The organism is Pseudomonas sp. OIL-1 (genome assembly GCF_010669185.1).
In the GTDB taxonomy this organism is placed as follows: Bacteria; Pseudomonadota; Gammaproteobacteria; order Pseudomonadales; family Pseudomonadaceae; genus Halopseudomonas; species Halopseudomonas profundi.
Window position 1 is genome coordinate 3,932,898 of record NZ_CP048629.1, and the last position, 24,251, is coordinate 3,957,148.

25 protein-coding genes and 1 pseudogene are annotated in these 24,251 nt (G+C 59.2%); 1 reads left to right on the top strand and 25 read right to left on the bottom strand.

Features of this window, described 5'->3' with window-relative positions:
* Window positions 1-746 precede the first annotated feature (746 nt).
* From flhB to G3M63_RS18150, 19 genes are all read right to left on the bottom strand, one after another.
* Window positions 747-1,886, bottom strand: a complete 1,140-nt coding sequence (flhB, locus tag G3M63_RS18060; RefSeq protein WP_163983994.1) for a flagellar biosynthesis protein FlhB — start codon at window positions 1,884-1,886, stop codon at window positions 747-749.
* On the bottom strand, window positions 1,886-2,662 hold the full coding sequence (gene fliR / locus G3M63_RS18065) for a flagellar biosynthetic protein FliR (protein ID WP_163983995.1): 777 nt from the start codon (window positions 2,660-2,662) through the stop codon (window positions 1,886-1,888). Before fliR ends, flhB begins: the two co-directional genes overlap by 1 nt.
* Window positions 2,663-2,932, bottom strand: coding sequence for a flagellar biosynthesis protein FliQ (gene fliQ / locus G3M63_RS18070; protein WP_150299278.1), 270 nt, complete (start codon window positions 2,930-2,932; stop codon window positions 2,663-2,665).
* Between the two features lie 308 nt (window positions 2,933-3,240).
* Window positions 3,241-3,990 (bottom strand): flagellar type III secretion system pore protein FliP, encoded by a 750-nt coding sequence (gene fliP / locus G3M63_RS18075; RefSeq protein ID WP_163984327.1) that lies wholly within the window; start codon window positions 3,988-3,990, stop codon window positions 3,241-3,243.
* Window positions 3,990-4,418: a flagellar biosynthetic protein FliO gene (gene fliO, locus G3M63_RS18080; RefSeq protein ID WP_163983996.1), complete on the bottom strand. Its 429-nt coding sequence runs from the start codon at window positions 4,416-4,418 to the stop codon at window positions 3,990-3,992. The genes fliP and fliO overlap by 1 nt, the downstream gene beginning before the upstream one ends.
* 1 nt (window position 4,419) lies before the next feature.
* Window positions 4,420-4,887, bottom strand: a complete 468-nt coding sequence (gene fliN / locus G3M63_RS18085; RefSeq protein ID WP_163983997.1) for a flagellar motor switch protein FliN — start codon at window positions 4,885-4,887, stop codon at window positions 4,420-4,422.
* A 39-nt stretch (window positions 4,888-4,926) separates the two neighbouring features.
* The gene (gene fliM, locus G3M63_RS18090; protein WP_150299282.1) at window positions 4,927-5,898 is read right to left on the bottom strand and encodes a flagellar motor switch protein FliM; all 972 of its coding nucleotides are present in this window, start codon (window positions 5,896-5,898) and stop codon (window positions 4,927-4,929) included.
* An 8-nt stretch (window positions 5,899-5,906) separates the two neighbouring features.
* A complete protein-coding gene (locus tag G3M63_RS18095; RefSeq protein ID WP_163983998.1) occupies window positions 5,907-6,419 on the bottom strand; it encodes a flagellar basal body-associated FliL family protein in 513 nt (170 codons plus the stop codon).
* A gap of 515 nt (window positions 6,420-6,934) precedes the next feature.
* The gene (locus tag G3M63_RS18100) at window positions 6,935-8,107 is read right to left on the bottom strand and encodes a flagellar hook-length control protein FliK (RefSeq protein ID WP_256669876.1); all 1,173 of its coding nucleotides are present in this window, start codon (window positions 8,105-8,107) and stop codon (window positions 6,935-6,937) included.
* A gap of 81 nt (window positions 8,108-8,188) precedes the next feature.
* Window positions 8,189-8,539, bottom strand: a complete 351-nt coding sequence (locus G3M63_RS18105; RefSeq protein WP_163983999.1) for an Hpt domain-containing protein — start codon at window positions 8,537-8,539, stop codon at window positions 8,189-8,191.
* 44 nt (window positions 8,540-8,583) lie between these two features.
* Window positions 8,584-10,293: a fused response regulator/phosphatase gene (locus tag G3M63_RS18110; protein WP_306110143.1), complete on the bottom strand. Its 1,710-nt coding sequence runs from the start codon at window positions 10,291-10,293 to the stop codon at window positions 8,584-8,586.
* Between the two features lie 3 nt (window positions 10,294-10,296).
* On the bottom strand, window positions 10,297-10,602 hold the full coding sequence (locus tag G3M63_RS18115; RefSeq protein ID WP_163984000.1) for an STAS domain-containing protein: 306 nt from the start codon (window positions 10,600-10,602) through the stop codon (window positions 10,297-10,299).
* 54 nt (window positions 10,603-10,656) lie between these two features.
* Window positions 10,657-11,112 (bottom strand): flagellar export protein FliJ, encoded by a 456-nt coding sequence (gene fliJ, locus G3M63_RS18120; protein WP_150299287.1) that lies wholly within the window; start codon window positions 11,110-11,112, stop codon window positions 10,657-10,659.
* Window positions 11,105-12,451 (bottom strand): flagellar protein export ATPase FliI, encoded by a 1,347-nt coding sequence (fliI, locus tag G3M63_RS18125; RefSeq protein ID WP_163984001.1) that lies wholly within the window; start codon window positions 12,449-12,451, stop codon window positions 11,105-11,107. Before fliI ends, fliJ begins: the two co-directional genes overlap by 8 nt.
* Window positions 12,444-13,235 (bottom strand): flagellar assembly protein FliH, encoded by a 792-nt coding sequence (gene fliH, locus G3M63_RS18130; RefSeq protein WP_163984002.1) that lies wholly within the window; start codon window positions 13,233-13,235, stop codon window positions 12,444-12,446. Before fliH ends, fliI begins: the two co-directional genes overlap by 8 nt.
* Before the next feature lie 64 nt (window positions 13,236-13,299).
* Window positions 13,300-14,319, bottom strand: coding sequence for a flagellar motor switch protein FliG (fliG, locus tag G3M63_RS18135; protein WP_150299290.1), 1,020 nt, complete (start codon window positions 14,317-14,319; stop codon window positions 13,300-13,302).
* Window positions 14,312-16,039, bottom strand: coding sequence for a flagellar basal-body MS-ring/collar protein FliF (gene fliF / locus G3M63_RS18140; protein WP_163984003.1), 1,728 nt, complete (start codon window positions 16,037-16,039; stop codon window positions 14,312-14,314). The genes fliG and fliF overlap by 8 nt, the downstream gene beginning before the upstream one ends.
* 46 nt (window positions 16,040-16,085) lie before the next feature.
* Window positions 16,086-16,418, bottom strand: coding sequence for a flagellar hook-basal body complex protein FliE (fliE, locus tag G3M63_RS18145; protein ID WP_150299292.1), 333 nt, complete (start codon window positions 16,416-16,418; stop codon window positions 16,086-16,088).
* On the bottom strand, window positions 16,415-16,672 hold the full coding sequence (locus G3M63_RS18150) for a hypothetical protein (protein ID WP_163984004.1): 258 nt from the start codon (window positions 16,670-16,672) through the stop codon (window positions 16,415-16,417). Before G3M63_RS18150 ends, fliE begins: the two co-directional genes overlap by 4 nt.
* Window positions 16,673-16,753: 81 nt before the next feature.
* Here G3M63_RS18150 and G3M63_RS18155 point away from each other — a divergent pair, with 81 nt between their 5' ends.
* On the top strand, window positions 16,754-17,194 hold the full coding sequence (locus G3M63_RS18155) for a transposase (protein WP_163984005.1): 441 nt from the start codon (window positions 16,754-16,756) through the stop codon (window positions 17,192-17,194).
* 325 nt (window positions 17,195-17,519) lie between these two features.
* Here G3M63_RS18155 and G3M63_RS18160 read toward each other — a convergent pair whose 3' ends face one another.
* The 6 genes and pseudogenes from G3M63_RS18160 to fliS form a co-directional block, all read right to left on the bottom strand.
* Window positions 17,520-18,461: a transposase gene (locus tag G3M63_RS18160; protein WP_163984006.1), complete on the bottom strand. Its 942-nt coding sequence runs from the start codon at window positions 18,459-18,461 to the stop codon at window positions 17,520-17,522.
* Window positions 18,462-18,779: 318 nt separating this feature from the next.
* Window positions 18,780-20,171 (bottom strand): sigma-54 dependent transcriptional regulator, encoded by a 1,392-nt coding sequence (locus G3M63_RS18165; RefSeq protein WP_163984007.1) that lies wholly within the window; start codon window positions 20,169-20,171, stop codon window positions 18,780-18,782.
* Window positions 20,171-21,412, bottom strand: a complete 1,242-nt coding sequence (locus G3M63_RS18170) for a PAS domain-containing sensor histidine kinase (protein ID WP_163984008.1) — start codon at window positions 21,410-21,412, stop codon at window positions 20,171-20,173. Before G3M63_RS18170 ends, G3M63_RS18165 begins: the two co-directional genes overlap by 1 nt.
* A gap of 123 nt (window positions 21,413-21,535) precedes the next feature.
* Window positions 21,536-23,012: pseudogene (locus G3M63_RS18175) on the bottom strand (sigma-54 dependent transcriptional regulator).
* 172 nt (window positions 23,013-23,184) lie between these two features.
* Complete coding sequence (locus G3M63_RS18180) at window positions 23,185-23,481, bottom strand: flagellar protein FliT (RefSeq protein ID WP_163984009.1); 297 nt, start codon at window positions 23,479-23,481, stop codon at window positions 23,185-23,187.
* A gap of 10 nt (window positions 23,482-23,491) precedes the next feature.
* On the bottom strand, window positions 23,492-23,872 hold the full coding sequence (gene fliS, locus G3M63_RS18185; RefSeq protein ID WP_163984010.1) for a flagellar export chaperone FliS: 381 nt from the start codon (window positions 23,870-23,872) through the stop codon (window positions 23,492-23,494).
* Between the last annotated feature and the right edge of the window lie 379 nt (window positions 23,873-24,251).

Consider the following 24,251-nt stretch of genomic DNA (forward strand, 5'->3'; position numbering starts at 1 on the left):
TCCCGGAGTTAGCCATCGCGAACCGACATGGCCGCGCTGACACGCTGCAAGTACGTCCCTGTAAACTCGTCGATGACATCCATGTCATCGCACGGTCAGCACGGCCCTGTCGGCTCGCTTCGTTATGTAGATTTGAGTTGGCGGAGGGAAAATTCAATATTTGATCTGCGGGTCAGCAATCTCGAAATCGAATCCCCCTAGCCCCCGTTGCCAAAGGGGAATGGTTCCGTGCCATTCCGCCAGCTTGGTGGCTGGACTCGGCCTGGTGCGGTTGCTTGGCTGAGCTATGCCGGAGTGAGCTGTCGCCATAGAGCTTCGAGTTGGCGGCGGAAAAATCGGTATCTGATCTGCGGGGCAGTAATCTCGAAATCACCCCCCTAACCCCTTTTGTCAAAGGGGGGATCGTTCCGTGCCATTCCGCCAGCTTGGTGGCTGGACTCGGCCTGGTGCGGTTGCTTGGCTGAGCTATATGTCGGAGTGAGCTGTCGCCATAGAGCTTCGAGTTGGCGGCGGGAAAATCGGCATCTGATCTACGGGGCAGTAATGAAATCACTCCCCTAACCCCTTTTGTCAAAGGGGGGATCGTCCGAGTCACTGCTTGTGTAAGCGTCTGACGTGTGCTCTTGAGTTGCGGCGCAGTCATGGTCACCAGACTCGCACCGACACAACCAACAGCGCAGAACCAGTTCCCCTCTTTGAAAAAGGGGGGCTAGGGGGGATTTGCGTTTCGCTATTTGCTTTTGCTTTTACTCATCCCGCCGCAAATCATCCGGAATAGGCACATCCGGCACAGGCCCAGGGCGCTTGCCTTCTCCGGCACGATACTGACGCAGCTGGAACACGTAGGCCAATACCTGTGCCACGGCCAGGTAAAGACCGGCCGGAATCTGCTGATTGAGTTCGGTGCTGTAGTACACGGCACGCGCCAGCGGCGGCGCCTCGAGAATGACCACGTCATGCTCGCCGGCTATTTCCCGGATCTTTTGCGCCATCAGGTCGCCGCCCTTGGCGACCACGACAGGCGCGCCGGAATTGACCGGGTCGTACTTCAGTGCAACGGCGTAATGCGTCGGGTTGGTGATGACCACGTCGGCATTGGGCACCTCTTCCATCATCCGACGCTGGGCCATTTCGCGTTGCAGCTGGCGAATCCGCGATTTTACTTCAGGCTTGCCTTCGGAATCCTTGTATTCGTCGCGGACTTCCTGCTTGGTCATCTTCAACTTTTTCTTGTTGTCCCATAGCTGAAAAGGCACATCCACAGTAGCGATCAGAATCAGCGAGCATGCAAGAATCAGCAATGAGCTCCCCAGTACCCAGGCGCTGTGGGCAATCGCGTCTGGTAAAGGCTCACGGGAAAGGGAAAGCAGGTCGTCCTGACGCATGTGGAGCACCAGTAGCGCCACGGCGAGAACCACCAGGAATTTGGCCAGCGCCTTGAGCAGTTCAACCAGCGCCTTGGCTGAAAACATCCGTTTCAGGCCGGCAAGCGGGTTCATTCGTTCGAATTTGGGCGCGAGGGACTTGGCACTGAACAGCCAGCCGCCCAGCAGCAGCGGCCCTACCAGCGCGGCAACCAGCACCATGAAAAACAACGGGCCGAGCACACTGAACCCCTGCTCCACCGACGCCAGCAGGTGCAGCGCCATGGTATCGGTTGAGTACAGCACTTCGCGGTCCAGGCTGAAGTTGAATACCATCAGGTTCATCAGCTTGCCGACCATCGCCGGGCCGACCATGAGCAGCCCGACTGCCGAGACCATTACGACAGCAAGCGTATTCAGCTCCTTTGAGCGAGCGATCTGGCCTTTATCACGGGACTCCTTGAGGCGTTTCTCCGTGGGCTCTTCGGTTTTTTCCTGACCGCTGTCCGGTTGCTCTGCCATCAGCGCACCCGCACCATTTCACGCAACCACTCCAGGGTTTCGGTCGCCAGGGAATGGTATTGGGCACCGACATCGCCCAGCACCACCCAGAGAATGAACAGGCCAAACACGAGGGTCAGTGGAAAACCGATGGAGAAGATATTCAGCTGGGGTGCGGCGCGCATCATTACGCCGAACGACAGATTGACGATCAGCAGCGCGGTAATCGCAGGCAGCCCGATCAACAGCGCAGCGGCCATCACCCAGCTAAACCGCAAGACCAGGGTATGGAAATCTGTGGCCAGCAAGCCCTCGCCAATTGGCAAGGTGGTGAAGCTTTCTGCCAATACCTCGATCACCACCAGATGACCGTCCATCGACAGGAACAACAAGGTCACCAGCATGGTAAAAACCTGCGCCACCACCGCCACAGAAATGCCCATGGTCGGATCGTTCATCGAGGCGAAGCCCAGACCCATCTGCATCGCGACGATCTGGCCCGCCAGCACGTGAATCTGGAACAGCAGCTGCAGCATGAAGCCCATCGCCGCACCAATCAGGATCTGCTCGCCGATGATCACCCAGGTCGCCAATGAGAACGCCTCGATTGCCGGCACTGGCGGAATCTGGGGCGTAATCAGCATGGCAATCATCAACGCGAGGTACAGGCGGATGCGTACCGGCAGCATTTGCGTGCCGAACACCGGCATGGTCATCAGCACACTGGCCACCCGAAAGAGCACCCACATGTAACTGGCAACCCAGCGGCTGACCTCGGCTGCTGCGAACTCGAACATTCAGCCGATCAGTCCGGGAATCGCCCGGTAGAGGTTGTCGGTAAAGTCGATCACCTGCGTGACCAGCCAGGGGCCGAGCACGATCAGGGTGATAAAGGTAAACAGCAGACGCGGCAGGAAGCTCAGTGTCTGCTCGTTGATCTGGGTTGCCGCCTGAAACATCGCTACAACAAGACCGACCATAAGGCTCGGCAATACGATGACCGCGACCATGACAGTGGTCAGCCACAGGGCCTGGCGAAACAGATCTACCGCTACTTCTGGTGTCATGTTTTTTCCTGGGTTAGGGTCTGTTGCCGTTTCATCGCGAGCCGCGTTGCTGTGTCAAATGACGCCAGGCCGGGCGGCGTTCCGCAAGGCGCGGGAGGCAGGTAATGGTTGTTCCCTTGCCAAGTCCTGCAACGCCGCATGGCGTCATTTGACGCGCAACCTAGGCGGCCCCACCCGAAGGGACAGGGCCCGTTTAGCGCAGCACTGCGTTACTCGTCGCTCATTTGGAACAACCAAATTACACTCCTCGCGCCTTGTTCTGCACTAAACGGGCCTCCGTCGCGGCCGCGATGAAACGGCAACAGACCCTAAGTTACGGCGAAACTGGCGGCGAGGGTACCGATAATCAGCGCCCAACCGTCCACCAGCACGAACAGCATGATCTTGAACGGCAACGAAATGATCAGCGGTGACAGCATCATCATACCCATCGCCATCAGCACGCTGGCGACCACCAGATCAATGATCAGGAAGGGAATGAAGATCATGAAACCGATCTGGAATGCGGTCTTCAGTTCGGAGGTCACAAAGGCCGGCACCATGATGTGGAACGGGACGTCCTCCGGTGTCGCGATATCGGTACGCCGCGCCAACCGCACGAACAGCTCGAGGTCGGTTTCCCGGGTTTGCGCCAGCATGAACTCGCGCAGCGGAATGCTTGCCTGCTCCAGCGCCTGCTGTGGCGCCAGCTCTTCGGCCAGATAGGGTTGCAGCGCGGTTTCGTTGATCCGCTCGAATATCGGCGCCATGATGAAAATCGTCAGAAACAGCGCCAGGCCGATAAGAATCTGGCTCGACGGCGTCTGCTGCAGACCCAGTGCCTGGCGCAAAATCGAGAACACGATGATGATGCGGGTGAAGCTGGTCATCATCATGACGAACGCCGGAATGAACGTCAGCGCGCTCATCAGCAGCAGGATCTGCAGACTCACCGAGTAGGTCTGCTCTCCATCGGCATCGGTGCTCAGGGTGACCGCCGGCAGGCTCAGCGGATCAGCGGCGGTCTGTGCCAGCGCAGCCGGGGCAAGCAACACCAGAACCAGCAACAACCAGCGCATCACGGGCGATTCTCCCGCTTGAGCAGCGCTTGCAGCTTGCGCGCAAAATCGCCGTCGTCGCCTTCCGCCGGAATCTCCGCAACGGGCTCTTCGAACACATGCAGCGTGCTGATGCGCCCGGGGGATGCGCCCAGCAGCATCTGTTTGCCGCCGACATCGACCAGAATCAGACGATCACGGGGTCCCAGCGGCAGATTGCTGACGATCCGGATGTGTTGGCCACCCTGGGCCGCTAGCGGACCAACGCGGCGCATCAGATAGCCCATGAGGAAAATCAGCCCCACCACCAGCACCAGACCCAGCCCGAGCTGGGCAAGCTGCCCGGTCAGCGAGGTCTGCGCGGCACTGGTGGTTGCGGCTGCGACGGGCTCCGCGGCGAACAAGCCCGCCGGCAGAGCAGCCAGTAATACGACCAGAATTGCTCGCATATCAGCGCAGCTTCTTGATGCGTTCGGATGGGCTGATCACGTCGGTCAGGCGGATACCGAACTTCTCGTTCACCACCACCACTTCACCGTGGGCGATCAGTGTGCCGTTGACCTTCACGTCCAGCGGCTCGCCAGCCAGGCGGTCAAGCTCAACCACCGAGCCCTGATTGAGCTGCAGCAGATTGCGAATGGTGATCTCGGTATTACCGACCTCCATGGAGATGGTTACCGGGATATCCAGAATGACATCCAGGTTCGGGCCATCAGCACCCTGGAAAAAATCATCAGACATTTTGGCCGGCTTGGGAAACTCTTCCATGGCCATGGCTTTGGAACCGCTATTGTCAGCAAGCATGGCATCGATATCAGCCTGACTGGAATCGCCGGCCTCCTCCATCGCGGCAGCCCACTCATCCGCCAGCGCCTGCTCTTCAGGACTGATTTCGCTGGAGTTTCTGTCATCAGACATCGTGCCGTTCCTCTAGATTAGCGTTACGTATTCGTTCGGTTATCGTGGCCGGGCGATCGGACCAAGAATCTGCAAGCCCAGGTTGCCCTTCACGGAACCCAGCTTGGCTTTGAAGGTGGGAACCCCGTTGGCGCACAGCACCATGTAATCCGGCAATTCCACCGGGATCACGTCGCCGGCCTGCATGCTCAACAGGTCCTTCAGCTTGAGCTCACGCCGAACCACCGTCGCGCTCAGCGGCACCTTGGCGCAGGTAATCTCTTCACGCAGCGCACGCACCCAGCGCTCGTCATGCTCGTCCACATCGGACTGCACGCCGGAGTCCAGCACTTCGCGCAACGGCTCGATCATCGAATACGGGAAGGTAACGTGCAGATCGCCGCCACCGCCATCCAGCTCGATATGGAAGGTCGAAACAACGACCACCTCGCTGGGGCTGACGATATTGGCCAGCGCCGGATTGACCTCGGAATTGACATACTCGAAGGTGACGTCCTGAACCGCTTGCCAGGCTTCCTTCATGTCGGCGAAGGCCTGATCCAACACCATGCGCACCACGCGCAGTTCAGTCGGGGTGAACTCGCGGCCCTCGATCTTGGCGTGACGACCGTCACCGCCGAAGAAGTTGTCCACCAGCTTGAATACCAGGCGCGCGTCGAGAATAAAAAGCGCGGTGCCACGCAGCGGCTTCATCTTTACCAGGTTCAGACTGGTCGGCACATAGAGCGAATGCACGTACTCGCCGAACTTCATCACCTGCACGCCGCCCACCGCCACATCTGCCGAACGGCGCAGCAGATTGAACATGCTGATGCGGGTATAGCGCGCAAAACGCTCGTTGATCATTTCCAGTGTCGGCATGCGACCGCGCACAATGCGGTCCTGGCTGGTCAGATCGTAGCTTTTGACCGAGCCGGGCTCGGCATCCTCCTCCATATCAATCGCGCCGTCATCGACGCCGTGTAACAGCGCGTCGATTTCGTCTTGTGACAGCAGATCCTGGACGGCCATGGTGTTTCCTATTGCAGAACGATATTGGTGAACAACGCGGACTCGATGACCGGGTTGCCGAGTTCTTTTTCCATCAGCGCCTTGACCGCAAGCGAGGCCCGCTCGCGCAGGGCTTCTTTGCCCTCAGGGCTGAATAACGCGTCAAATTCTTCACTGCTGAACAGCATGACCAGATCGTTGCGGATCAACGGCAGATGGGAGCCCAATTGAGTCATCAGCTGAGGATCGCGCCCCATCAGCACCACATTGACCTGCATATAGCGCTGCCGGCCCTTGTGCGCATAATTGACGACGAACGCAGGATCCAGGGACTGGTAGATGGCCATGGGCTTACCGGCCTCTACCACGGGCGTCTCGACCATCGCTTCGTCTTCCCCGGCAAACAGGAAGAAGGCTGCCGCGCCGATAGACAACAACAAGGCGAACAGGCCTGCGCCAATGAGGAGAAAAAGTTTCTTACGGCTTGCCGATGGGCTATCAGGCGTCGCCGGCTGGGCGGGTTCGGGCTGTTGTCGGGCCATGCCAATATTCCGTCACTAATGCGTGAAATCAACTGTTTCGGATACTGCTTGCATTGAGCATGCCAATCAGGGGCGACGCCGGGGCGATTCAGTCCCGCAAAGGCTGACGACGGGGCGCGGCGCGCCTCGTCTGCAAGGAGCATAGGATAAAGCCAAGCGGAGGCAATGTCTTTGATTGTCACTGGCCAGCAGGGAGAGCGGCCCCGGTCGCGTTCGATTCAGCGCCGGGTGGGTTTGCGAGTTGGTGTCCGCTGATAGCTTGCCGTAGCGCGGGCGCGCTACAGCCCCAGGGCGATACCGATCAGTCCGTTTTACTGGGGGTGTCTAGCGGCTCGGGCGGTGTTCGGGATCGCGGGTGGGGTTTTGTGTGGGATTGCCAGGTCAGTGGCTGCGGGGAGCTTGCCGTAGCGCGGGCGCGCTACAGCCCCAGGTTGCGTCTCAAGCCAATGGTAGTTTTTGGGAATGTTGAGCGGCACGAGCCGCGCTCGGGCTCGACGCCGGCTTACACAGCTACATCAGGCGTAGTAGTCAACCAGACGCTCCGCCGAGACCCGGGCCGCTTCAGCCGTGGTCAGCAGCGAATCAGACTGGCCGATCAACTCTGCATTCCCGCCCTGCCCTTGCCGGGAGCCCTGGCCTGACGCGCCAGCCTGTGCTTCGCGACCGGATTGCTGGCCCGCCGAGCCGTCCGACACCGAGACGTTGACCTGGTCCATCCCCTGTTGACTGAACATTTCCCGCAACCGGAACATCTGCGCTTCGAGCGCTTCACGCACCGACGGGTTCTGACTGACAAACTGGACCTGGTGCTCCTGACCGCGGTTCTGGATATGGATCTCCAGCGGTCCCAGTTCGGCCGGGTCCAGCATGATCTCGACGCTGCGCAGATTCTGGCTGGACATCCACATGACTTTTTCCACGGCAGCCTCGCTCCAGGTCTGCTGACCGAAGGGCACGCCGAGCGCCTGTGCTGCTGCGTTTACTGGTCGAGCGGTAAGCGCAGCCTGGGACGCGCTCGACTGCGCCGCGACCGCCGACGGACTGAGCCCGTCCTCGCTCTCAGAGTCGGCAGCCAAGGTGTCGTTACCCAGCGCCTTGGCATCAATCTGCTCCGCGAGCTTCCCGGCGAAGGCCACCTGTTCGGCAGATGGCGACATCAAAGCGTTGCGCTGCATGGGCATCGACGCCTCGGTGGGCTGACGCAGTGCTTCCATCTGCGTCGCAGTCATCGGGGTCTCGGATTTTGTTGCAAGAGAAGCCAGGGACGCCTTGCTGTCGACCAGCTGCTTTGATTCGGAAGGCGTCAAGGCTCCGCGGGATTCGTTCAGCCACTTCATCCAGCGCTCGGATATTTCCGTCAAGGATTCGTCAGATATTTCCGCCGGTCCCGCCGATGACAAATCCTCCTGCGTCTCGCCAAGATCAGCCAACTGACCGAGCCACTCCTGAACGGAGTCCGGCAACGATTTGCCATCCCCGGCAAGCGCCAGGTCCTCGATTGCCGTCAGCCCGCTCTGCTCGAGGCGTTTCAGCATGGCATTCAGACGTTCTGGCTGCTGCTCGGCCAGCAGGTTGGCGAAATCCACTTGCTCTGTGTCGCCCGTGCCGGATGACGAAGCTCCGCGGCTGTTGCCGGCAGTGCGGACTTCGGGTGTGGATAACGCCAGCTGGGCTTGGCTAACTGACATTGATGATCTCCATGGCGTGCGAGCAATTGCTCTGTTGCCTGTTACAAGCAAACAACGGGCCAGATGGAGATAACAGGAAGTTTATTTGGGGATAATCAGCAAAAGTTGCGGCTTGACCCGCTCAAACAAATACACGAGACGCTCGAAGGCAGCGATTGCGGCCTGCCGGTCCTGTGCAGCGCCTGCGTGCTCCGCCTCTTCCGCCGCCTCATGCAAAGCGGGGGCGCCGATATTTCCGCAGCTGCCGCGTAAACTGTGCGCAGTCTGGCGGTAGGCCTGCCAGTTTTCCGTCAGCAGATGACTACGCAAAAGCCCGAGGCGCATCTCGGTGTCGCTGATGAAGGTTTCCAGCAGTACGTCATACTCATCCAGCATCAACTCTCTGAGTGATGCCTGAACGGATGGGTCCAGATCCAGCGGACTCTCCAGCATGGATGGTCGATCCTTGATAATGGTTTGGAAAGGGTCAACTGCCCCTAAGGTCCGGTAACCCAACTAAAAACAGCTCTGGCCCGGTTGCCCTGCGCATTGTATTTGATCTCGTCGGCCAGCGCGGCAACCAATGCGAGCCCTCTTCCGGCATACTCATTATTAGGGAATGTCATCACCGGCGCGAAACCTTCGCCACTATCACTTACTTCGATGCGCAGTACACCGCCTCGCTCGGTGGGTGAATGATCAAGCACCACCTGAATCCAGCCATCGCGCAGGGCCGAGAGCTGCTGGCTGCGCTGGGCATAGTATTGGGCAAACCCTTCAGAGTCGCGCTTCAGCTTTGAATCGAGGCTCAACAGTCCGTGCTCCAGCGCGTTACTGTACAGCTCGCTGAGGATGACAAAAATGCTGCCGATATGCGGGCGCAGGCCCGGGATATCCATCAGCGCCTCAAGCAAGAAAGGCAACGGATTATAATGCCGTACCGAGGCGGCGCGGAAGGTATAGGCCAGCTGCCAATCCTGGGCGGACTGCGCCTGGCCAGCGGTGCCCGTGCGCGTTGGGCGCTGCTGAGCGGCCTCTTGCATTACCAGCTCCAGCAGGCTGATGTCGTCCTGCGGGGCGCCGTGAAAGGCTTCGATTGCTTGCAGCAACCCGTCGAAGAACAGCTGCGGCCTGCCCGGATAATTCCCAAGCAAACGCAGCACGCGTTGCTCGCCGAAAGGCTCGCCCTGCTGGTTGCGGCTCTCTATCACGCCGTCAGTCCAGCACAGCAAACGATCACCCGGCTGCATGGCCAGCACGACCGGATTGGGGTTGAAACGCTCGGCTTTGGCGACACCCAGCGGCAGATGCGTAGAGGGGATCCGATGCAGCAGCTCGGCCTGATGACCAATAATGAGGACCTCCGGCAGGCCGCCGTTCCAGATCTCCACCAGTCCTTTGGCAGGATTGACCTCGATCAGCACCGCGCAACAGAAAATGCCCACCGGTAGAATCTGCGCCAGCTTGCCGTTCAGCTCGACGATGATGTCACGCAGGTTGAACCCCCGTGCACTCATCGCATAGAACACTTCAGCAAGCGGCATCGCGCCGATGGCTGCCGACAGACCATGGCCGGTAAAATCCCCCAGCAGAATGTGCATGCCGCCGGAGGGCTTATAGGCCGCCAGCAGAATGTCACCGTTGAACATGGCAAAGGCCGATTGCAGATAGCGCAGATTGCTCGCTGAAAGACAGCCTGCATGTGCAACGCGGTCAAATACCGTTTTCGCCAGTTCCTGGTCCCGGATCAGCCGCTGGTGCTGGCTGGTGATCAGGTCGCGCTGCGCGCGCAAGGTATTGTGCATTTCATGCATGCGGCCGAAGGCATCGATCTTGGCCTGCAGTACCACCGGGTTATAGGGTTTGGAGAGGAAATCATCGCCGCCGGCCTGGAGGCATTTCACCAGCGCATCGGATTCACTCAGGCTGGTCAGGAAGATAATCGGCACCAGATCTTCGCCGGCCAGTTCCTTGATACGCCGCGCTGCGTCAAAACCATCCATGACCGGCATCAACGCATCGAGCAAGACCAGATCAGGGTGCTGCGCCGAGAATTGCTCGACCGCCAGCAGACCATTTTCCACGCTGATCACCTTGTGTCCCAGCCGGCTCACCAGACGACCCAGAATCATGCGGTCAGCGGGATTGTCGTCGGCCACCAGTACCGTCAGTTCGGCGGACTGCCGGGGCTGGAGAGATAGCGACACGGGTTACTCGATGCTGAAGAGTTGTTCGAAGTTGGAAATACTGAAGACTTTCCGCACGTCGGGGTTGCAATGGACAATCTGGATGAGCGCCTCGTCGCCGCCGGCATGATCACGCAGCAACAACAGCATGCCCAACGCGGAGCTATCAATGTAATCGGTGTCCTGCAGATCAACCACGTACCGCTGAGGCGTGAGCCCGCTACGCTCGTAGGACTCGCGAAATTGCTGATGGACGCTGAAATCGAAGCGCCCGCTGACACGAATCGTTAACACCTGACCATCGGTGGAATGGCTCGCCTGAATCGCCATGCTGAGCTCCTCGCTATTTACAGGTAACAACAAGCTTAGCAACAGAGCCTGGTATCAGCTAACGTCGCGGCGCATGCCGATTGCTCGCTGGGACAGTTCATCCAGCAGCTTTTGCTCTTGCTTGTCGGCCTTGGCGCGGGCTTCCAGCTGATAGCGTTCGATCAATTTACGCATGGCTTCCAGTCGTTGGTAACGCTGTCGCCACTGCTCCCGGGATTTATCCAGCGCCCTGGCGTGCCAGCTCACAGTGTTCTTTTGCTGGTCAATAGCCGTCTGCATCTGGGCCATGAAGCGCTGATAATTCAACAGCCAGTCGCGGCCTACACCCTGTTCGCCGCGCTGCGTCCAGCCTTTTTCGTATTCGCTGCAGTAAAACTCCAGATCCTGCAGGCGCGTGCTGGCGGCATCGAGCTGTTTCTGGGCATCGCCCAGCTGTTTCGCTGCCTTGCGTTCATCTTCCAGCGCCATATCCAACACCGGTGCCAACCGACGTACCCGGCTGTCACTCATGGCTCACCAGTTTCTCGAGTCCGGCCTGGCTATCCGGGAGGCTAACGCTTTCATGCAGCGCCTGGCGCAGAAACCCCTGCATCTGAGGCATCCTGGCGATGGCCGTATCAGTCAGGGGATCGGAACCGGCGGAATAGGCGCCCACACTGATCAGATCGCGGCTCTGTTGATAGCGTGCATACATCTGCTTGAACAGCTGAGCGCGCTGCAGGTAATCGCGGCTCACGATCTGCGGCATTGCCCGGCTGATCGAAGCCTCTATATCAATCGCCGGGTAGTGGCCTTCTTCGGCGAGACGGCGCGACAACACAATATGCCCGTCGAGGATCGCGCGCGAGGCATCGGCAATCGGATCCTGCTGGTCATCGCCTTCGGATAACACCGTGTAAAACGCGGTAATCGACCCGCCCCCTTCTTCGGCATTACCGGCGCGCTCCACCAGCTGCGGCAGCTTGGCGAAAACGGACGGCGGATACCCCTTGGTGGCGGGCGGCTCGCCGATGGCCAGGGCAATCTCACGCTGGGCCTGGGCAAAGCGGGTCAGAGAGTCCATCAGCAGCAATACGTTCTTGCCCTGATCGCGAAAATATTCGGCAATGCGCGTGCAGTACATCGCGGCGCGCAGGCGCATCAGGGGCGCGTCATCCGCCGGCGAGGCGACCACCACCGAACGCGCCATGCCCCCCTCCCCGAGGATCTGTTCGATGAATTCCTTGACCTCCCGACCCCGCTCGCCGACCAGCCCGACAATGGTGATATCGGCGTCAGTGAAGCGCGTCATCATGCCCAGCAACATACTTTTGCCCACGCCGCTACCGGCGAACAGGCCAAGGCGCTGGCCACGGCCGACCGTCAATAAACTGTTGATCGAACGGATACCCACGTCGAGGGTGTTTTCAATGGGATGCCGCTTCAGCGGATTGATGACCGGACCATTCAGGTCGACCCAATCGTCCGCCTTGAACATGCCCTTGCCATCCAGCGGCCGACCTATGCCGTCCACTACGCGACCGAGCATGCCAAAGCCCATTGGCAGTTTGCCGCCACCCGCGGACGGCACCACGCGCGCGCCCGGTTGAAGGCCCTGCATGTTATCGACCGGCATCAGATAGATTTTGCTGCCCGAAAAGCCCATCACCTCGGCCTCGATCTGCGAACTGCCCTCAGGCGTTTCGCTGATGACCATGCAGCGCCCTCCGACCGGCGCCTTGCAGCCTTCGGCTTCCAGCGTCAGGCCGACCATGCGGATCAACCGACCCTCAACGACGGGCTCGGACGACAGTTTCAGCAGCGGTTGATAACGGCCCAGACGGCGGGCAAAACTGATGCGTTCAGACATCCGGCTTGCTTCCGTCCAGCGCGACAGGAATCTGCAGATCAGCTTCGGGCGGGTGCGCGCGCTGCTCCAGTCGCGCATCGAAGAGCTGTTCCACGATGAGCTTCAGGCGGGTTTCCAGCGAGGCGTCGACCTGGCTGTGCTCCGTTTCGATCCGGCAGCCACCGGGCAGCAACACGTCATCTTCTAGCAGGCGCCAGCTTTCCTCGTGACGCTCGCGCAGCGCCTTGACCGCATCGAAATCGGCGGGATTGAGGTAGATGCGGATATTGCCCGCGCCCATCGGCAATGCCTTGAGCGCACCGCGCAGCACCTGAAGAATCTGGCTGGAATCGGTCTTGAGCTCACGCTGGATCACCTGCCGAACCATGGTTTCTACCAGGCTCAGGAGCATGTCCTCGATCTGCTCGTCCTGATCCTTCATCGGCTCCATCAGTTGAGCCATCAGCGCTTCCAGCTCGAGCAATCTCGCATCAGTTTTGCTGCGCGCTTCCTGCTGCGCCTTGAGCTGGCCGGAATGAAAGCCATCTTTCTCGCCGGTCGAGAAGCCCTCGTTGTAGGCCTCTTCGCGGATCTGCTCGAGCTCTTCAACGGTAAAAGGCTTAGCGTGTTCAACCTCTTCCTCGGGCTCAACCGTCAACGCCGGCTCATCCAGCTCGGGCTCCTCCGGTTCCTCAGGCTCCAGCGACACCTGGTCCGGCTCTTCATCAAAGCTCGGCAAGTTCCACAGGCTGAACGCCTCCGGCTTGCTGCCCCGAATCAGATCGCTGTCTTGTTTGCTTTTCATTCCAAGCCTCTGCACAAGTAACTGTCGCCAACCCGGAGCACAGTCAGGCCGCCACGCGCCGGCGTCAAATCATTTCCTCGCCGCCCTTGGTGCCCAGCACGATCTCGCCGGCATCGGCCATGCGCCGGGCGATGGTCAGTATTTCCTTCTGCGCCGCTTCAACCTCACTGATGCGGACCGGCCCTTTGGCTTCCAGATCGTCCATCAGCAGCTCCGAAGCACGCTTGGACATGTTGCGCAGGATCTTGTCCTTGATCGCTTCGTCGGCGCCCTTGAGTGCCACGATGAGAATTTCCGACGAGACTTCGCGAAGCAAGGTCTGGATACCGCGGTCGTCGACATCCGCGAGGTTGTCGAAGACAAACATCAGGTCTTCGATCTTGGTCGAGAGGTCCTGGTCGATATCGCGGATCGCATCGATCAACTGCGATTCAGTGGTGGTTTCGAGGAAGTTCATGATATCTGCCGTGCGCTTCACGCCACCCATGTTGGCGCGGATGGTGTTCGAGTTGCCGGCAAATTGCTTTTCCAGAATCTCGTTCAGCTCTTTCAGGGCTGAAGGCTGCACGGTGTTCAATGAGGCGACCCGCAGCAACACATCCAGGCGGACCTTATGGTCGAAGTAGCCAATCACTTCAGCTGCCATATCGGGATCAAGATAGGCCACCACAATGGCCTGGATCTGCGGATGCTCGTAGCGGATGACATCCGCCACGGCACGCGGCTCCATCCATTTCAAACTATCCAGGCCCGAAGTGCTGCCGCCAAGCAGGATCCGGTCGACCAGATTATTGGCTTTATCTTCGCCCAACGCCTGGGTGAGCATGGTACGAATGTAATTATCCGCGCCAACGCCAAGCCCGGTCTGCTCGCCGACCACGCTAATGAAGTCGCCCATCACCTGCTGAACCTGCTCGCGCTGTACCGTGCGCAGGCCTGCCATGGCGGTGCCGACGCGCTGCACCTCCTTGGGCCCCATATGCTTGAGTATCGCCGCCGCGTCGGATTCGCCCAGACTCAGCAGGAATATGGCCGCCTTGTCGAGCTTGGTCAGTTTTTGTGGGCGCTTGGCATCATCACTCATCGTCGTTAATCCACTCTTTGACTACCTGAGCCACGCGGCCGGGGTCTTCCGCCAGCAGGCCCTTGATTGCATTCAGCTGCTGTTCATAACCGGCACCCGGCGGGGGCAACAAGGCCGGTGCCGGTGAGCTTGAACCCGTCAGGCTGACCCGGTCATCGCGCAGATCATCATCCATGCCGCCCAGCTCGTCTAGCGTCGCGGGGTAATTATCGTCAGTAGCCGGGTTGCGGTTGTTGGCAGTCAGGTTCTTGAGCACCGGTCGCAACACACCGAACACCAGAATCAGTACAAACAGAATGCCGAGGAACTGTTTGGCCATGTCCCACACCCAGGGCTCGGTCCAGAATGGCGGCTCGGCGACGGCCTCCGGCGCACCCAGCGGCACGAACCGGCTGTTGATCACGCTGACACTGTCGCCACGCGCCTCATCAAAGCCCACGGCATCCTTGACCAGACGGGTCAGCTGCTGGATTTCTGCCTCGGCAAGCGGAACACGCACAGACTCGCCCGTCTGTGGATCCACCTGCAGGGTGTCATCCACCACCACCGCGACGGAAAGCCGGCGCAACCTGCCCTGCTGCTGACGGGTGTAGCTGATCTGGCGGTCGAGTTCATAGTTGCGCGTCGATTGCTCGCGAATATCCTTTGGCGGCGCGGCAATGATCGGCTCACCGGTTTCCGGATCAAACACCTGCTCGGGCACAGATACCGCGCCGGGCGGCTGGTTACTCAGTGCACCGGGAATACCCTGTGGGCCGGAAGCGCCGCTGGCGCGCTGCTCATTAAGAATCTGTTCGCTGCGTATGGACGCTTCCGGATTGAAGCTCTCAGAGGTGGATTCCACCGCGCTGAAGTCGACGTCCGCTGACACCTCGGCCTTATAGCGACCATCGCCCAGCACCGGCTGCAGAATATTGTGTACACGGCGGGTGTAGGTATCTTCCAGCCGCCGCGCGTGATCGAACTGGCGGCCAGCCATGGTCAACTCGTTAAGCTCGGCCTGGTCCGACAGCAGATTACCGTTCTGGTCGACGACCGTGACCTGGTCCTTGCTCAGCTCGGGGATACTGGTCGCGACCAGATTGACGATGGCCATGACCTGGGCCGGCTCAAGGCTGCGGCCTGAATACATTTCGAGCAGTACTGACGCGCTGGGTTTGCGGTCGTCGCGCACAAATACCGTGGAACGCGGCATGGCGATATGCACCCGCGCCGCCTTGACGTTGTACAGACTGGAAATGGTCCGCGCCATCTCGCCCTCAAGGCCACGGCGATAGCGGGTGGTCTCCATGAACTGGCTTGAGCCCAGGCCCTGCTCGCGGTCCATGATTTCGAAGCCGAGATTACGGTCGACCGGTGTCACACCGGAGCTGGCCAGACGCATACGCGCGTCGGCATGATCCTCACTGCGTACCAGCAAGGCGCCGCTGTTGGGCTCGACCTTGTAATCGATGCGGCTTTGCTGCAGCACCTCAAGCACCTGGGCCGAATCATAGTTGTCCATGCTGCCGTACAGCGGACGATAATCCGGCTCCTGGGACCACAACACCACCGCGAAACCGACCGCCACACTCGCCGCCAGACCGACCAGCAGGCCAAACTGCCGGAGCATCGGGAGCTGCGCCAGACTGTCCAGAAAAGCCATACCCAACAGTGGCTTACGTTCGGGAGCAGGCTCCGGAGCGTTGCGCGTGGCGGGTGTATTAGGCGTTGCGTCCATGAAAACTTTCCTCGGTCAATCAAGGCAGGCGGTGACAGGAATGGAGTTAGATAGGCATCTTCATGATGTCTTCGTAGGCGCTGATCATCTTGTTGCGCACCTGCGTCATCGCCTGAAACGCGACGCTGGATTTCTGCGAAGCGATCATCACCTCGGTCAAATCAATGCCCGGCACGCCGCGCTCATAGCCGCTCTGCAAATCGCCGGTGGTCTTCTGGAGCTCGCTAACCTTGTTGAATGCCATCTTCAGCATGTCGTCAAAGGCCGGGGTGTCGACATTCTTCTCGACCTGCTGCGGCGCCTGGGGCTTGCCCATCGCTTCCAGCTGCATGCTGCGCATCTGCAACATCAGACGATTCATCTCGACACCCTGGGTCATCTCAATCTCCATGCCGTAAGAATTTTGACGGCGCTTTCCGCTTTGAGACTAATGAAGCAATATTGGTGCCAGATGGTGACGGGTGTCGCCAGCGTCGCGTTGTCGCGTGCGAGAAGCATGTCTGTATACAGAGGCAGCAGGCGCGCCAAGGCTGATTTGTAGGAGGCGCGACCCGCGGCGATCAAATCTGCAGCCCTAAAAAAGCCGAACCTCTTCACGACTTTCACAACCACAGCAACACGGCTCAATATCACATCACAAATCCGAGCCAAAACACCCTGCTACCAAAGCCATCCCCTGCTTCAATAAGACCCCACCCTTGACCCGCTACGACCATGAAACCCATCCCCCACTCCCAATCCCTACGCAAAGGCCGACGATCCGAGCCCGGCCAGTTCTACCTCATCACCGCAGTCACCCTTGATCGCCAACCTCTGTTCAAGGACCTCCAGTCCGCCAGGGTGCTTATCAACATCCTCCGTGAGGCCTCTCTAAGGAATCAGGCGCAAACCAGGGCATATGTAGTCATGCCAGACCACTTCCACTGGCTCATGCAATTGCAAGGCGAAAGCCTTTCAAAGGCAGTGCAACGAATCAAACGCCTGACCTCCGCTCAGCTTGGCAGGCGTGTCTGGCAGGATGGGTTTCATGATCGTGCTGTCAGGAGTGAAGAAAACCTCAAGGCCATGGCCAGATACATCATTGCCAATCCGCTTCGTGCTGGACTGGTGGAATCTGTGGGAGATTATCCGCATTGGGATGCTGTATGGCTTTGAGTTAGGCATTAGCTTAGTGCTGGCTGAGAGTCCTGATCGCCGCGAATGTGGCGAACCGATCACGCCTGCCACCAGAATATTTGTATTGAGCTACGAAGCCGGGAGAAACTATTCGCATCGGGGTGCTGCCTGGCTCCGAGTCAGGTTCTGGCCAGGTGCCTGGCTGCCAGTCCCAATCGCCGCGGGTCGCGCCTCCTACAAATTGGGGCCGTGCCGATTGCAAATTGGTGCTTTGGATTGACATGGGGGCCTATACGTAACCCCGCTTCTCAACTGATCCACCTACCTCAACTGTGGGAGATTCTATGGTTCACCACAACCCCTTTCAGGCTGTTTTTGGTTGATAGGTGGTTTGGTTCTGCATCAAGGCAAAAGCGATGCGGGCCAGTTTCCTGGCCAGCTTGACCAACGCCTGGGTCGGCTTGAGTCCTTGTGCAATATAGGTTTCATAGAGGCTTTTCCAGGCCTGTGTTTTTCGCGCTGCCATCGCGGCGTTGTAGAGCAGTCGGCGCAGCTCAGGATCGCCTTTCTTGGTGAGCTTGCGTCGACCTATTTGTTTGCCCGAGTCTCTGACTCTGACATCCATGCCCAGGAACGCAATGAAGGCGTCACTGGTTTTGAAGGGGCCGCGATGGAAGGTGTTGGCCAGCGCCATGGCCGTCAGGTCGCCGATGCCTTCGATGGCCTTGCAGCGCTTGGCAACGAGCCACCAGCCGACATCTGCCATAGCTTGTTTTAATCGCTGAACGATTAGCAGCTCTACTCGGCGAATATGCGCATCTAGCTGTTTGGCGGCCTGTTTCAACTCCGGTATGTCCTGCAGACTTTGACTCAGGGCTACTCTGGTATGAACCAGCGACGCCCGGCGGCGCATCAGCCCTTGGACGCGATAGAAGGCATCATGTGCAGGTATCCACGGTTTAAGGCTGTCCATTTCCTTGGTGAGATAGCGGAGAATGAGCTTGGCATCTGACGCATCAGTCTTTGCCCGGGTGCCGACGCCACTGCGGTAATGGTTGAGCTTGTATCCGTCCAGCAGATAGAGCTCAAAGCCTGCTTCGTGCGCCAACCTGGCAAGCTGGCGGTGATAGATACCGGTCGCCTCCAGGGCAATCTTCGATCCAGGTGGCAAAGACTTCAGCCACCGTCTAGTCGGGCCCACGGCGTTGCTAATGGTCTCCACCCCGGACGAATCGCTGCGAGCTATCACGAGCTCAGCTTTGCTGACATCGACACCGGTCAGAACGGGTTCGACTGCCTTTGCCATGGTACGTCCTCCAAGCTAAAGTAATCTTTGACTTGTCAGGGCTCACCAGACGCTGGCTTGCAACATATCGTCGGTCAAAGCGGGCGACGCTCTGCCGATGGATTCTCTATTGGCGTTGTGGTGAGGGTGGGGCTGAATCTCCCACAGTCCGTGCCGAAAGGCCGGAAGGCGCGTTTGCCCCTCCACCCTGACAGGTCCATTTTGGTTTTGGACCTGTAGGAAAACCATACAAGGCGCGACTCGCGGCGATGTAACTCACAGCAACAAAAAAACCAGATCTGGACGCAACATCCATCAGCCAAACCAACACCAGCTCAACTAAACCCCACCGCCCTCAACCACAAACCCCGCATCCCGCATTTTCGCCAGCTTGTACCGCAAGGTCCGTGGACTGATACCAAGGCGCTCGGCGGCTTCCTTCCGGCGGCCCCGTTCCGCACGCAGCACATCCAGAATCATCTGATACTCATGTTCCTTCACACCCGACTCAAGATCACCCGCGACAGGGGGCGCAGCGGTTGCGGGCGAGGCCGGCACAACCGGAGTCTGCACAGGCGCTTGAGCGGGAATCGCCGCACCCGGCAGCATGCCCAGACACAAATCCTGGGCCCGAATCACACCGCCCTGCTGCAGGATCATTGCACGCTGCACGGCGTTATCCAGCTCGCGCACGTTCCCCGGCCAGGGATGTTGTCGCAATGCCTGGCGCGCATCATCGGCAAACTGCACGCGGGACTGGTTCATCTTGCGCATGTGCTTGTTAAGCAACCGCTCGGCTATCGGCAAGATATCGCCGGGGCGGTTGCGTAGCGGCTCCCACTGCAGCGGGAACACGCCGAGCCGATAGTACAGATCCTCCCGGAAACGCCCTGCTGCCACCTCAGCGAGCATGTCGCGGTTGGTCGTAGCGACGACGCGGATATCCAGCTTGATCAGCTTGCGCCCGCCGACTCGCTCAACCTCGCGCTCCTGCAATACCCGCAACAGCTTGGCCTGCAGGGCCAGGGGCATTTCCGAGATCTCGTCGAGCAACAGGCTACCGCCATTGGCCTGCTCGAACTTGCCCGGCGCAGCGGCAATGGCGCCTGTGAAGGAGCCTTTCTCATGGCCGAACAGCGTCGCCTCAAGCATATTCTCGGGAATCGCTGCGCAGTTGATTGCAATGAAGGGCTGGTCGGCACGGGGTGAGTGCTGGTGAATATAACGAGCAAGCACTTCCTTGCCGGTTCCGGACTCACCGGAAATCAGCACGGTGGAATCGCTGGCGGCTACCCGCGCGGCCAGCCGCAGCAATTGCTGACTGACAGGTTCAACCGCCACCGGCCCGTTGTCATCCAGCGGCTGCAAACGGCCCTGGCTGTGCTGGGCAATCAGATCCAGCAGCGCCTTGGGCTCAAAGGGTTTGACCAGATAATCCACGGCGCCGTCGCGCATGGCGGTTACCGCCTGCTGCACGGTGCCGTAAGCGGTCATGAGCAGAACCGGCAGTTGCGGATACCGCTGATTCAGAATACGCAGCAGATCGTGTCCATCCATGCCCGGCATGTTCACGTCACTGACCACCATCGAAACGGTTTCGCGCTCCAGCAGCTTCAATGCAGTTTCGGCATTCTCCGCTTCAAAATATTCATAGCCGCCCAGCAGCAGCGTATCGGCCAGCGCCTCACGCAGGCCGCGGTCGTCTTCGACCAGCAATATCCGCGTCGGCATCAGATGTGCTCCTCAAGCAGCGCAACGCCCTGCATTTCCCGGGCAAAGGGCAGCAGTATCTCGGCGCAGGTACCCCAACCGGCCTTGCTGCGCATATAGAACGCACCGCCATGCGCTTTAGCCACCGACTTGACCACCGAAACACCGAGTCCGGTGCCCTGCTCGCGCGTGGTATGAAAGGGCTCTCCGATGCGAGCCAGCTGGGCTTCAGTCATGCCTGCGCCGGCGTCCACCACGCTGAGGCTCAGCTGACCCTCGATCAGACGCGCACACACCTTCAGCCGCACGGCGGGCGAACCGGCCTGTATGGCGTTTTCGATGAGATTGATTACCGCACCGACCAGCGTTTCGCGGTTACAGCGCAGCTGCAGATAGTCGGGGCAACGGTTATCCCACCGGCACACCGCACCGCCCTGCTCAACAAGCGGCTCGGCCTGCTGGCGTAACGCTGCGAACAATTCATTCACACTGAGCCGGTCATCCAGCGGCAGGTCACCCTTGGCGAACAACAGCATGTCGCGCACCTGGTGCTCAATGCTTTCCAGCCGGCCTTTCAGGCGCTCGCTGAAGCGCAGGCGATGGGTGTCCGCGAGCGCAGGATCGGTGAGGTGACTGGCATATAGGAGCGCCGCAGAAAGCGGTGTACGGATCTGATGGGCCAGCGAGGCGACCATGCGGCCCAGAGCCGACAGCCGTTCATGCCGCGCCAGCTGGGTCTGCAATGCCCGGGTTTCGGTGAGATCGGTAATCAGGATCAGCTGGCCCGGTTCACCCATCAGTGAACGCGTCGCCATGGAGACGCGACGGCCGCTGCGCAGCGACACTTCGTGGTAATCATCCTCACGCGGCGCAAAACGTTCGCGAATGAGGTCGCGCCAGAGCATGCCTTCGATGGGTTCTCCCAGCAGCTCGCGCGCAGCGGGATTCACTTCACGCACAACGCCACGCCCATCAAGCACTACTACCCCGCCGGGCAACAGATCGAGCAGATTTTGCAGCCGACCGGCCAGGCGCGCTTTTTCAGCCAACTCGCGGGTGCGCTGCTGGCTGACTTCGGCTAACTGGGATTTCAGCGTTGCGACCTGCTGTTCAAGCAGCGCATAGGATTCAGAAAGCTGACCAGAAAGATTACTGAACTGCTGGTAAGCCTGCTCAAGAGAGGCAGCATCCCGCGTTTCAGCCTCTGCGCTGCCGGCGGGCAATCCATTGTCTTGAGGCAAATGCTGAGCAGGTACGGCCATGAAAATCCCCTGATGACGAAAACGCTCTTCAACAGGGAATATAGCAAGGCCTATGCCATTAAAATCAAACCCTTATAAATCAATGACCTATATGGAATTACGCAAAGCAGCGTCAGCCTTCTGTCATTCTTCAACGACTTCAGCGCCGCGGTTCAGGCCGTATTTGCGCATCTTCTCAACCAGCGTGGTACGGCGAATACGCAAGCGCTCGGCGGCACGCGCTACCACACCGGAGCATTCATCCAGCGCCTGCTGGATCAGAGTCTGCTCCAGACCACCAAGGTATTCCTTGAGGTCCAGCCCTTCGGGCGGCAGGAAGGCGGGACTATCCAATCCGACCAATCCGTTGAAGGCTTCACCGCGCTCGTCATCTTCGCTCTCTTCATGCTGGCTGCGCAGATCGCCGTGATCATCTTCGACGTAACGGAATTTACGCGGCAATTCGTTCACACCGATGACGCCATGGGGATGCATGATCGCCATGCGCTCGACCAGGTTTGCGAGCTCACGAACGTTACCCGGCCAGTCGTGCTGACAGAGCGACAGAATGGCCGAGGTGCTGAAGCGAATCGAACCGCGCTTTTCGCGTTCCAGGCGCGTGATCAGCTCGTTTAGCAACAACGGCAGATCCTCAACCCGCTCACGCATCGCCGGCATTTCGATGGGGAACACATTAAGGCGGTAGAACAGATCTTCCCGGAAAGTGCCCTGCTCGATCATGTCTTCCAGGTTCTTGTGCGTGGCGGCAATGACGCGCACATCAGCCGTCTGCACCTTGTTGCTGCCTACGCGCTCGAAGGTGCGTTCCTGCAGCACACGCAGCAGCTTGACCTGCATCGGCAGCGGCATATCGCCGATTTCATCGAGGAACAGCGTGCCGCCCTGCGCTAACTCGAACCGCCCAGCGCGCGTGGTAATCGCACCCGTAAAGGCGCCCTTCTCATGCCCGAACAGCTCGCTTTCCAGCAGCTCTGCCGGAATCGCGCCGCAGTTGACCGGCACAAAAGGCGCTTCGCGGCGGGAAGAATGGTAATGCAGGTTGCGCGCAACGACTTCCTTGCCCGTCCCTGACTCACCCAGAATAAGTACGGTTGCCTCAGTGTTTGCCACCTGCTGCATCATCAGTCGCACAGACTGAATGCTGCGGCTGGTACCGACCAGGCTGCGGAACAGGTTGGGTTCTCTCTGGCTGCCACGTTTGTTACGAGTGTCCACTACCTCGCGATACACCTGCGCGCGGTGCAGCGAATCCAGCAATTGGTTGTAGCTCAACGGGGGGAGCCAATACGGCAAGCAGACGTTGACGCAAATGCTCAGGCCATGGCGTGGACTGGTGCCCATCGAACAGAATGATCGGTAGATTCGCATCCCACTTATCGAGCTGGGTCAGCAATCCCTGCGCGCCTTGCGGATGATCGCAGCGGCCGAGAATGACACAGCGCGCCGCAGCCGGGCTGTCGAGCACTGCCTCAACATCCGCCTGCCACGTCTCCGAACAGGTGATAACCGCGTCTTCGCCTAGAAACTCGAGAATGACCTGCAGGTCACGCCGGCTTTCTGGGCAGTCTTCGATCAACAAAATGTGATTATTTGGCAACATAAGGGAATGCACGAGTCCTGTTCACAGGCAGCCGACCATTGGCGTGATGGCGCAATGCCATGCCTTTGTAAGATGAGTCAAAGATAGACATATTTGTGATGGGAGTCAAATACTTGGCGCACCAAAACTGCTATGCCGGCAAACTGCCTGCATCAGCTCTACAGCGGGCATTTCAGCTGAACATCTGATAGACCTTGGCGCTCTGCTTGCTACGTTGTAGGCCGTGCAGTTCGTCGGCCAGTTTGCCCTGCACCGCCTGACATAGCGCGATGACTTCCTTATAGGTTTCGGAGAGAGAGGTTAACACCTCGGCCAGGGCTTGCTCGTTGCGGTCCGGCTGCTCCATTGCCTGACCGACCAGCAGCCGGCACAGCGCGTCCAGTTCGCCGACCTGCTCCCAGTCACCACCCTGCACCGCGGCGATCAACGCCACGTGTGCCTCTTCCAATTGCTTGACTGCAACAGCCATGTCCGTCTCCTCAGGCCTGGATGGTGTCCCAGCCTTCTTTGATTTCGCGCAACAGATTAGCTACTTCATCGAGCACGGCCGGATCATTCTTCAGGTTGGCCTGGCTCAAGCGCTGGATCATGAAAGCATAGAGATTATCCAGGTTAGCCGCCATCTCACCGCCTTTTTTGGTATCAAGCGACTCCCGCAGTCCGCTGACGATACCGATCGACTTACCGATCAGCTCACCCTTCAATGCAACGTTGCCATACTGCATAGCACCCTTCGCCTGAGCAATCCGCTGCAGCCCGCCCTCGAACAGCATCTGTATCAAACGATGCGGGTCGGCCTCAGTCACCTGGGCGTTCACGTTAACGGTCTGGTACTGCTTCATGGCTGAGTAAGCGTTCATCACGAAATATCCTGGAGTGTATTGCACATGCTTGATATATCGGCAGAACGGGGAAAACTTGAAGAGTAATTTGAATGTTCATTAAACCCAACGGGACGTCGCTCCTGGGTATGTAGTGCGCATGCGCTACGCCAACAATCCATCCGCCCGACAAAACCCTGTCGTAGAGCAGGCGCTCTACAACCCCAGGCAAACCCAGCTTCCCTCCGGCACATCGGCGTTAACCTGCCCCCATCGACAATCAGCCCACCGGTACAACTCGCCGCAGGAAACCACCCCTGGGGGTGTAGTGCGCCCGCGCTACGCCAAGCTTGCAAATCACCTCAAACTCCGTCGGCGCGTCCGAACGCGGCCAAAATCACCAAACAAAAAACTGCCG

What these genes read in the sequence shown, in the direction of transcription:
- G3M63_RS18095 (WP_163983998.1), bottom strand. Translation starts at nt 6,419, where the DNA reads ATGGCCCGACAACAGCCCGAACCCGCCCAGCCGGCGACGCCTGATAGC.
- G3M63_RS18180 (WP_163984009.1), bottom strand. Translation starts at nt 23,481, where the DNA reads ATGGCTGTTGCAGTCAAGCAATTGGAAGAGGCACACGTGGCGTTGATC.
- fliR (WP_163983995.1), bottom strand. Translation starts at nt 2,662, where the DNA reads ATGTTCGAGTTCGCAGCAGCCGAGGTCAGCCGCTGGGTTGCCAGTTAC.
- fliN (WP_163983997.1), bottom strand. Translation starts at nt 4,887, where the DNA reads ATGTCTGATGACAGAAACTCCAGCGAAATCAGTCCTGAAGAGCAGGCG.
- G3M63_RS18115 (WP_163984000.1), bottom strand. Translation starts at nt 10,602, where the DNA reads ATGGCGATTCAGGCGAGCCATTCCACCGATGGTCAGGTGTTAACGATT.
- G3M63_RS18100 (WP_256669876.1), bottom strand. Translation starts at nt 8,107, where the DNA reads ATGTCAGTTAGCCAAGCCCAGCTGGCGTTATCCACACCCGAAGTCCGC.
- fliI (WP_163984001.1), bottom strand. Translation starts at nt 12,451, where the DNA reads ATGTCTGAACGCATCAGTTTTGCCCGCCGTCTGGGCCGTTATCAACCG.
- G3M63_RS18170 (WP_163984008.1), bottom strand. Translation starts at nt 21,412, where the DNA reads ATGGCCGTACCTGCTCAGCATTTGCCTCAAGACAATGGATTGCCCGCC.
- fliE (WP_150299292.1), bottom strand. Translation starts at nt 16,418, where the DNA reads ATGACCCAGGGTGTCGAGATGAATCGTCTGATGTTGCAGATGCGCAGC.
- fliQ (WP_150299278.1), bottom strand. Translation starts at nt 2,932, where the DNA reads ATGACACCAGAAGTAGCGGTAGATCTGTTTCGCCAGGCCCTGTGGCTG.
- flhB (WP_163983994.1), bottom strand. Translation starts at nt 1,886, where the DNA reads ATGGCAGAGCAACCGGACAGCGGTCAGGAAAAAACCGAAGAGCCCACG.
- fliH (WP_163984002.1), bottom strand. Translation starts at nt 13,235, where the DNA reads ATGAAAAGCAAACAAGACAGCGATCTGATTCGGGGCAGCAAGCCGGAG.
- G3M63_RS18160 (WP_163984006.1), bottom strand. Translation starts at nt 18,461, where the DNA reads ATGGCAAAGGCAGTCGAACCCGTTCTGACCGGTGTCGATGTCAGCAAA.
- fliS (WP_163984010.1), bottom strand. Translation starts at nt 23,872, where the DNA reads ATGAACGCTTACTCAGCCATGAAGCAGTACCAGACCGTTAACGTGAAC.
- fliP (WP_163984327.1), bottom strand. Translation starts at nt 3,990, where the DNA reads ATGCGCTGGTTGTTGCTGGTTCTGGTGTTGCTTGCCCCGGCTGCGCTG.
- fliM (WP_150299282.1), bottom strand. Translation starts at nt 5,898, where the DNA reads ATGGCCGTCCAGGATCTGCTGTCACAAGACGAAATCGACGCGCTGTTA.
- G3M63_RS18165 (WP_163984007.1), bottom strand. Translation starts at nt 20,171, where the DNA reads ATGCCGACGCGGATATTGCTGGTCGAAGACGACCGCGGCCTGCGTGAG.
- fliO (WP_163983996.1), bottom strand. Translation starts at nt 4,418, where the DNA reads ATGCGAGCAATTCTGGTCGTATTACTGGCTGCTCTGCCGGCGGGCTTG.
- G3M63_RS18105 (WP_163983999.1), bottom strand. Translation starts at nt 8,539, where the DNA reads ATGCTGGAGAGTCCGCTGGATCTGGACCCATCCGTTCAGGCATCACTC.
- fliF (WP_163984003.1), bottom strand. Translation starts at nt 16,039, where the DNA reads ATGGACGCAACGCCTAATACACCCGCCACGCGCAACGCTCCGGAGCCT.
- fliG (WP_150299290.1), bottom strand. Translation starts at nt 14,319, where the DNA reads ATGAGTGATGATGCCAAGCGCCCACAAAAACTGACCAAGCTCGACAAG.
- G3M63_RS18155 (WP_163984005.1), top strand. Translation starts at nt 16,754, where the DNA reads ATGAAACCCATCCCCCACTCCCAATCCCTACGCAAAGGCCGACGATCC.
- fliJ (WP_150299287.1), bottom strand. Translation starts at nt 11,112, where the DNA reads ATGAGTGACAGCCGGGTACGTCGGTTGGCACCGGTGTTGGATATGGCG.